This window comes from Corynebacterium sp. HMSC072D12, assembly GCF_001813925.1.
GTDB classification, from domain to species: domain Bacteria; phylum Actinomycetota; class Actinomycetes; order Mycobacteriales; family Mycobacteriaceae; genus Corynebacterium; species Corynebacterium aurimucosum.
On sequence record NZ_KV814415.1, the window covers coordinates 257,319 to 264,214 of the forward strand.

General features: G+C 58.4%; 7 protein-coding genes and 1 tRNA gene. 1 reads left to right on the top strand and 7 read right to left on the bottom strand.

Annotated elements, in window-relative coordinates:
• Positions 1-13: 13 nt before the first annotated feature.
• From HMPREF2943_RS10340 to HMPREF2943_RS10365, 6 genes are all read right to left on the bottom strand, one after another.
• Positions 14-1,612, bottom strand: coding sequence for an ABC transporter substrate-binding protein (locus tag HMPREF2943_RS10340; RefSeq protein WP_083315673.1), 1,599 nt, complete (start codon positions 1,610-1,612; stop codon positions 14-16).
• Positions 1,613-1,650: 38 nt separating this feature from the next.
• The gene (locus HMPREF2943_RS10345) at positions 1,651-2,724 is read right to left on the bottom strand and encodes a trimeric intracellular cation channel family protein (protein ID WP_070711525.1); all 1,074 of its coding nucleotides are present in this window, start codon (positions 2,722-2,724) and stop codon (positions 1,651-1,653) included.
• A gap of 100 nt (positions 2,725-2,824) precedes the next feature.
• On the bottom strand, positions 2,825-3,088 hold the full coding sequence (locus tag HMPREF2943_RS10350; RefSeq protein WP_070711509.1) for a hypothetical protein: 264 nt from the start codon (positions 3,086-3,088) through the stop codon (positions 2,825-2,827).
• Between the two features lie 166 nt (positions 3,089-3,254).
• Positions 3,255-3,704 carry a Panacea domain-containing protein gene (locus HMPREF2943_RS10355; RefSeq protein ID WP_070711510.1) on the bottom strand — a complete coding sequence of 150 codons (450 nt, stop codon included), beginning with the start codon at positions 3,702-3,704 and terminating at the stop codon, positions 3,255-3,257.
• A 149-nt stretch (positions 3,705-3,853) separates the two neighbouring features.
• Positions 3,854-3,927, bottom strand: a tRNA-Ile gene (locus HMPREF2943_RS10360).
• A gap of 212 nt (positions 3,928-4,139) precedes the next feature.
• The gene (locus HMPREF2943_RS10365; RefSeq protein WP_070447514.1) at positions 4,140-4,565 is read right to left on the bottom strand and encodes a hypothetical protein; all 426 of its coding nucleotides are present in this window, start codon (positions 4,563-4,565) and stop codon (positions 4,140-4,142) included.
• Positions 4,566-4,717: 152 nt separating this feature from the next.
• Here HMPREF2943_RS10365 and HMPREF2943_RS10370 point away from each other — a divergent pair, with 152 nt between their 5' ends.
• Positions 4,718-6,052 carry an AAA family ATPase gene (locus tag HMPREF2943_RS10370; RefSeq protein ID WP_070711511.1) on the top strand — a complete coding sequence of 445 codons (1,335 nt, stop codon included), beginning with the start codon at positions 4,718-4,720 and terminating at the stop codon, positions 6,050-6,052.
• A gap of 355 nt (positions 6,053-6,407) precedes the next feature.
• On the opposite strand, the gene HMPREF2943_RS12540 is transcribed toward HMPREF2943_RS10370, so the two are convergent.
• The coding region (locus tag HMPREF2943_RS12540; protein ID WP_168166189.1) for a hypothetical protein at positions 6,408-6,896 on the bottom strand (489 nt) is incomplete at its 5' end.

Below are 6,896 nucleotides of genomic sequence, written 5' to 3' on the forward strand. Positions count from 1 at the left end.
AACCCTTGGAACTTTAAGCGCGGTGGATGAGATAGTAATTCGGGGTGGGCTTCCACGTGAAGCCGGCGGGGACGATATCTGCGCCGTAAGCGGTATAGGACTTTGTCGTCCACAGCGGGATGGCCGGCATCTTTTCCAGCAGCAAGCTCTGCGCTTCGGTGTAGTACTTCTGGGCTTCCTCGTGGTCTTGTGCCTTACCTGCCTTTTCCAGCAACTTATCGTATTCACGGCTGCTAAAGCCGGACTCGTTCTCTGAGGAGTAGGAGGCATACAAGGGAACCAAGAAGGTCGATTCCTCTGGAAACTCCGCCTGCCAGATCGTGCGGAAGGCCCCGGTGATGTGGCGGGCAGTAACCTCTTTGCGCAGGTCCTTCAAAGTCCCAAACTCTTGGCCCTCCGAGGGAACGCCGAGGGTATCCGTCAGCTGTTTCGCCACCGCGTCAATCCACGTCTTGTGGCCGCCATCGACGTTATAGCCAATGCTGAACGGGCCCTCGAAGGGTTTTAGCTCTTCCGCCTGCGCCCACAGCTCGCGGGCCTTGTCCGGCTGGTAGGTCAGCACGTCGGCTCCTTCCGGGGCGGGCGGGGTGGAGCCAAAGAGGGGCGCGACGAAACTGGTGGCCGGAACCACCATGTCGTGGAAGACTTCTTGAGCAATTTTTTCGCGGTCCACCGCCATGGACATAGCGCGGCGGCGCAAGCGCCCAGCCTCACCGCGGAAATTCGCGTCATTGGCGGGGATGGTGATTTCCATGATGGAGCCACCTGGCTTAGTCAGCGCACGCTCACCCAGGTCCTTTTCGAAGCTGCCGAGTCTCTCCGACGGGATGCGCGTGAGCACGTCCAGCTGGCCCTCCACAAGATCCTGGTAGGCCTTCTCTTCCGAGGAGTAGACAACGAACGTGATTCCCTCGTTTTGTGGCTTGCGCGGACCGTTATAGCGCGGGTTCGGCACGAGGGTTATTGCCTTCTCACGCTCCCAAGAGGCCAGCATGTACGGTCCGCTGCCGATGGGTTCCATTCCGCGCTCGCTCAACTTGTCTTGGTCTTCGGAACGCATGGGGAAAAAGACCGAATAGCCCAGCCTCTCCAGGAATCCCGCCGTGGGACGTGAGAGCTGAATGCGGAAGGACTTCTGCCCCGTGACCGTCAGGCCACGCATAGTCTTGCCGCCCTCGTGGAAACCTAGGATCGGTTCAAAATGGTGCGCAGACAGCAGCGACTGGTTTACCGCGGTATTCCACGTATCGACGAAGTCCTCAGCAGTAACGTTCGAGCCATCGGAGAACACCGCGTCCTCACGAATCACCACATCATAGGTGGTGTCATCGACCTGGGTGATGGATTCCGCCATGTCATAGTGAGCATCACCGTCTTCATCCAGATACATCAATCCCGAATACACCAGGTTGATGATGGTCTGTCCCGGCACATCGTTGGAATCAGCCGGGATGAGGGAGCGCTGCGGCTCTGAAATATCAGTGGTGATGAGGTCTAAGCCTGAGGTATCAACGCTGCCAGGCTGCGAAGCACAGCCCACCACCGCGGGTGCCACTGCCCCCGACACTGCCAGCATCCCCAGCAGACCCAGAAAAGAACGCCTCGACGTCACGCGCTCATCACCTCACTTTCACCCATACTTTAAAGCATCTAATCATCCCTCTTTTCATAGCGACGCATGAGCCTTTCCACCAGTTCATCGGTGAGCTGATCATCAGCCAAAATACGATCCAGAAGCTCGCGCGGTGAGGGCTCATCGGCGCTCGGGGTCTCATAGGAGTCACCGCTTAAGTCCACGCCGAAGTCAGAGGTTTCCGTCTCCGCAGTGGCAGGCTCAATCATCTCTGACATCTCCGCTACTTCCTCATTGAAGGAGTCGAGGAATTCGTTAGCATCGAGAGCCGCTTCCGCGCGCCGCTTGCCGGCTCGTACCTCGCGCTCAATACGGCGCTGCAGTGCCTTCTCCATTTGGTTGTGACGCCAGGAGCGCAGCTTCGTGGGCTCTAGGCGACGCCCCACGGCCCTGCCCTTACTCTCCGCCTTGCGCGCCATCACCATGACGTAGGCCGCGGTGTCATTGACCGGCGCCCACTCCTGGCGGGCGGGCACGCGCCACCCGGCCCAAATACCCAGCATCGTCATCACGAAAGAGACGACGGGGCCCAGAATGACTCCCCAGGCCAAGTAACCGGCCGAGTCCGCGCCGAGCACCACCAGGGCGCAGGCCACCGCCGGGATCACGGTGGGGGTGTTATCGCCGAAGACGGCCGGCTCGCGGCCCATGGCGATATCACGAATCATGGATCCGCCCGTGGCCGTGAACACGCCCATCATGATGCAGGGAATCAGCGGCAAGCCATAGGCAATGGCCTTGAGCGCGCCTGTCGACGCCCACAGCGCCGAGACCACCGCATCCCCATGGGATTGCACATAGTCCCACGTCTTGCCCTTGAAGTAGACGAAGCGGGCGATGATGGCTCCGGTAAACGCCAGGTAGAGGTACTCCGGCTGGCTCATCGCGGCGACGGTTCCGCGGTTGATGAGCACGTCACGGATCATGCCGCCGCCGAGGGAAGAGAACATCGCGATGAAGAAGAAGCCCACGATGTCATAGCCGCGCTGCCGCGCCATCGTTCCGCCAATCATGCCCATGAGGAGGACACCAATGATGTCGGACCAGTAGTACAGCGACTCGATCAATGGGTCCATCTCGACAACGCTCATAGTGGTCATCGTAACGGGTAGCGAGCGGATTCTCGCATTAAGGAGCTATTCCTTGGAATGCTCCGCCTAAATGCTGACCTACGAGGGCTCAGAACAGGAGCTAATGCTCGTAGAGCTCGTTGTAGGCTTTCTCAATCCAAATGACGTAAAACACTTCCCCGTCTTTCCAGCCCGCAAAAGGGAGATTCCCTTTATGGCGGTAAACCCGGAATCTCTCGACATCCTGAAACTGCCGAGGAATCTGAGGAATAATCGCGCTTGCCGGAATAAACTCTGAGCCGAGTCCGTGCTTGGGATGCTGTGCCAGCTCTTTCCATGAAAGCACTGACCGTTTGTGCCATTTTTCTAGAAACTCTGCGCGCATCGAATCATCTAGTTCTTCGAATCCCCACCCTTCTGCAGGAATCGCGTTGACAGGAGCGGATAGTCAGCCCGCGAGCTACGAAGAGCATCCACGACGCTTGAGGCTGGGGCGCTCCTCACCCCTCTGGTTGGCCTACTCCCCCGTCGTTTACTTTTCTTGCTCACAGCTAGCAGAAATAGTTCTTCAGATCGGCATCCGTTATTTCCAACCCGCGTTTGCCTTCGACGAAGTTCTTCTTCCAAGGAGATTCGGTGTGGGTTTTATTCCGCAATGCCCATGCGGAATAAGGACCATATTTGTCCCACACTTCAATCAAATCCTGCTCAACGTCGCGGTAATCATCCCAGTTGAAATCATCCGAGATGAACTCATCGGGGTCGATGGGAAGCTTTCCGTAGTGCTTAACGTCATGGTAGACATCTACGACTACTGGGCCATGTGCCCATGCTTCCATTCGTTCAGGAAAAAGCGGCAGACCATCAGAATTGCGCATATGCAGCCCCTTGGCGTAGTAAAGAAGCTTTTGAAGCTTGAGCTGCGTAATTTCTGCATCGTCAGTTTCATCAGCCCACGCCACGAACCATTCAGCTATTTGCCGCGCCGTATATTGTTCCATGTCTGCCCTCCTTCCAGTTCCTGCCAAGAGTACAACAGGCCCGAGGCACGGCACCATCCCAACGCTCGAAAATGTAAAACGCCCTCAAAAAAGGGCAGTCTCAGGCCAAAAGACAGCACAAAGGCAGTGAGCAATGGAAGCTTGCGTTGTGGGGCCACCGGGGCTCGAACCCGGGACCAACGGATTATGAGTCCGTAGCTCTAACCGACTGAGCTATAGCCCCGCGTATTCCCTGCATGCTTTTGCGCACACAGCGAATCCGCTCCCAGCAACATTAATCGGCGGGCCCAGAAAACGACAATTTAGGCCCCTGAAATCGCTGTCTAAGCTTCAGCAGCGCTCTTCCGCCCTTTCACCGCCACGACGGAGCCAAGGCACGCTTCTGCTCACTTTTTGGCCGGGCTGAGTTTCAGGGCGCTGGGATAACGGCCAAGCCTATTCTTTCTTCTTCACTTTTCTGGCTTGTCTGCGCGCGCGGCGTCGCGCGCGCTTTGCTTTGCGGATGTCGACGACCCAACGCGGAACAAAAGGCCACGGAAGCGGAACCCCAATCGCCCCCGTAAATCCAATAACCCCGATGACGAAAGCTGCCACGAGCGGAACAAGCAACACCGTTTCGACGGACTCGGGAAGGTTCGCACTTGCCACCAACCCTGTGGCACCGGCCGCGCCCATAATGAGCGTGCCATAAGGATAAATGAAGAGGACGCCATCGCTTTCCGCACCTGTTGCATCGGCTGAGTCGTACCACGCTTCTGATTGGGGATTCCTCCGCACGTACCGGATATAAAAGGTCCAGTAGGCCACCATGACCAGCACTAAACCGGCGCACACGAGCAGACCAGTGATATCTCCGTCCATAGGATGCGGCCTCCTGTGGTTGCTGGTTGCGGTATGTAAACAGACGCTACCAGCGACTGCTGGAGTGAGTCCGAAATCCGGATGAGGGCACGCACCCGGTTCTGAAACAGCCTTCTATGATCCGGCATGCGTGAGCCTGTAGTGTCGCGACCATGAGGCTCCTTTCCTTTAGCGTGTCCAACTTCCGCAGCATCCGCGCCACGCAGACGCTTTCGCTGTACCACCATTGGCAGCACTCCACCGCGCCGGAGGAAGGTTGGGAGCAGGTCAGCGACCCCGTCACCGTCCTTATCGGCCCCACCGCCTCTGGCAAGAGCAGCGTCCTCAATGCCCTCGCCTTCGCCCTGCTTGCTATCGAATCCTCTGCCACCGCCTGGCTTGCCGACGCCCCACCCAACCAACTCCCCCACGCCCCTTACCGCCTCGACCCCCGCACGCAGCGCTTGCCCAGCACTTTTGAGCTGGAGTTCGAACTCGATGGCGTGCGCTATCTTTACGGCTTCCAGTGGAGCTTTACCGGCGTGCATGCCGAATGGCTCAGCCGCGTGCCATCGACCAGGTGGAGCCCCTGCTTCGTGCGCACCCGCGGTGAGGAGGTGCAGTGGACGCGCTCCTTTATGGATAAGGGGGATGTCGCTAAGCTCGGCCCCGTAACAGACACCGAGCTAATCCTCTCCGCCGGCCTGCGCGACGGGCACCCCGTGCTCGCCCCGTTGGCCCGCGCCTTGGTGCACGACGTGGCCTACCTGCCGCACGGGCACTCTTCCATCAGCACGGCCTCACGCATCACCACCCTCATCCGGACTGGCAAGCTGCACTTGCATGAGGCCGCCGCGCTGCTGCGCGCGGCCGATGCCGGAATCCACTCCGTACGGCTCAACCAGGATCACATCCCGGAGCACGTCTTCCGCCAGATGCGCCCGGTCATCGACGCGCTCAGCCGCAGTAGCGCAGGGCTCCGCCGCCCCGACGAGTTCAGCGCCTACTCCGATGCGGAGATTGAATCCCTGCTGCACGCCATCATCGTGGAGCACAAGGCCGATGATTCCTTTTACGAGCTGAAGCTGACCGACGAATCCGGCGGCACGCAGAACTGGATGGCCACCGCTCCCCTGGTGCTCGATACCCTGCGCCGCGGCGGGATCCTGGTTGCCGATGAGCTGGATTCCGCCCTGCGCCCAGCGCTCCTCGACTTCATCATCCACGCCTTCCGCGAGCCCAGAATCAACGTCAACGGCGCGCAGCTCATCTTTGCTTCCCACGCCTTCAGCGCCCTCGAACGCGCCGGCGAGCTGGGCCTGCGCCCGGAAAGCTTCTGGTCCGTGGAGAAGACCGCCGCCGGCGAATCAGAGCTGCACAACCTTAGCGACACTTCCATATCCTTGGACATCCCCGACGCCACCCACCACTTCCTGCGCAAGCGCTACGGCACCGCCTCCCGCGAGGCTCTCGATGCCCTCAAGGAGCTCGTCACGGACGGCACATAAAAGGCGCGGGCGCTTGGCGACGTCTCCCTCCGACCGCTCCACCCGATCCCAAAATCGAGGTTGTTCTCAATTCCGCCTACTGTCCCCCAAGGTTTGCGGCGATTGAGCAGCAATGGGTTCCATTTGCGCATGCCAGCGCGGCCATTTTAGGAGCACTCGGAACAACGTAGCGACACTGGTTCCCCCTAGCACACTAGAAAAATGACCCTCACCTGCCAGTAGCCTCGGTGAGGGTCGAGTAGCTGTACTCGTAGTAGGGCTACCCCTGCCAAGAATTATGCCGAACGAGCACGGCGCTGGTCAACGCCTGCCTCCAAGTAATGAGCCGGCAGGAGTCGCCTCGATGAAGAGAACATCAATCTACGAAACCATGCTCGCCGAGTTGATCAAGGTATGAGGACCAGCTGTTGAAAACATCAGCAAGTACGTGAATCGGAGTTTCATCGACTTCATCACATTGCCGGAAGTCCTTCATACTCAGTGCTGCCGCACCTACCACGATAGCGGCTCGGATACCCATCTCGTAGGTTTCAATTACATTGCCACGACTTCCAGTATCTGCTGACATCGCTATCTCAAATTGGCGGACTACATTGTGGTAAACCGATCGATTGAACTGGCTATACATTTCACCACCTTTAAAACCGTCAAAGTACGTCTTAACCAAATCCGTATAAGGCAATAGTCTGTGACGCTTACCGTACCCCTGCGATGCAAACGCTTGCCTAAATTCTTGATGTGCCTTCAAAGCGTCATGCAGCTTGGAATCGGGCCTTGCAGCGCCAGAGTTTTCGTACCCATTTATTACGACGTTTACCGGCTCTTCCGGTTTCGGGGTGCGTAG

Excerpts from the sequence above, each read along its gene's own strand:
- HMPREF2943_RS10370 (WP_070711511.1), top strand. The coding sequence starts at position 4,718 with ATGAGGCTCCTTTCCTTTAGCGTGTCCAACTTCCGCAGCATCCGCGCC.
- HMPREF2943_RS10350 (WP_070711509.1), bottom strand. The coding sequence starts at position 3,088 with ATGCGCGCAGAGTTTCTAGAAAAATGGCACAAACGGTCAGTGCTTTCA.
- HMPREF2943_RS10365 (WP_070447514.1), bottom strand. The coding sequence starts at position 4,565 with ATGGACGGAGATATCACTGGTCTGCTCGTGTGCGCCGGTTTAGTGCTG.
- HMPREF2943_RS10345 (WP_070711525.1), bottom strand. The coding sequence starts at position 2,724 with ATGAGCGTTGTCGAGATGGACCCATTGATCGAGTCGCTGTACTACTGG.
- HMPREF2943_RS10355 (WP_070711510.1), bottom strand. The coding sequence starts at position 3,704 with ATGGAACAATATACGGCGCGGCAAATAGCTGAATGGTTCGTGGCGTGG.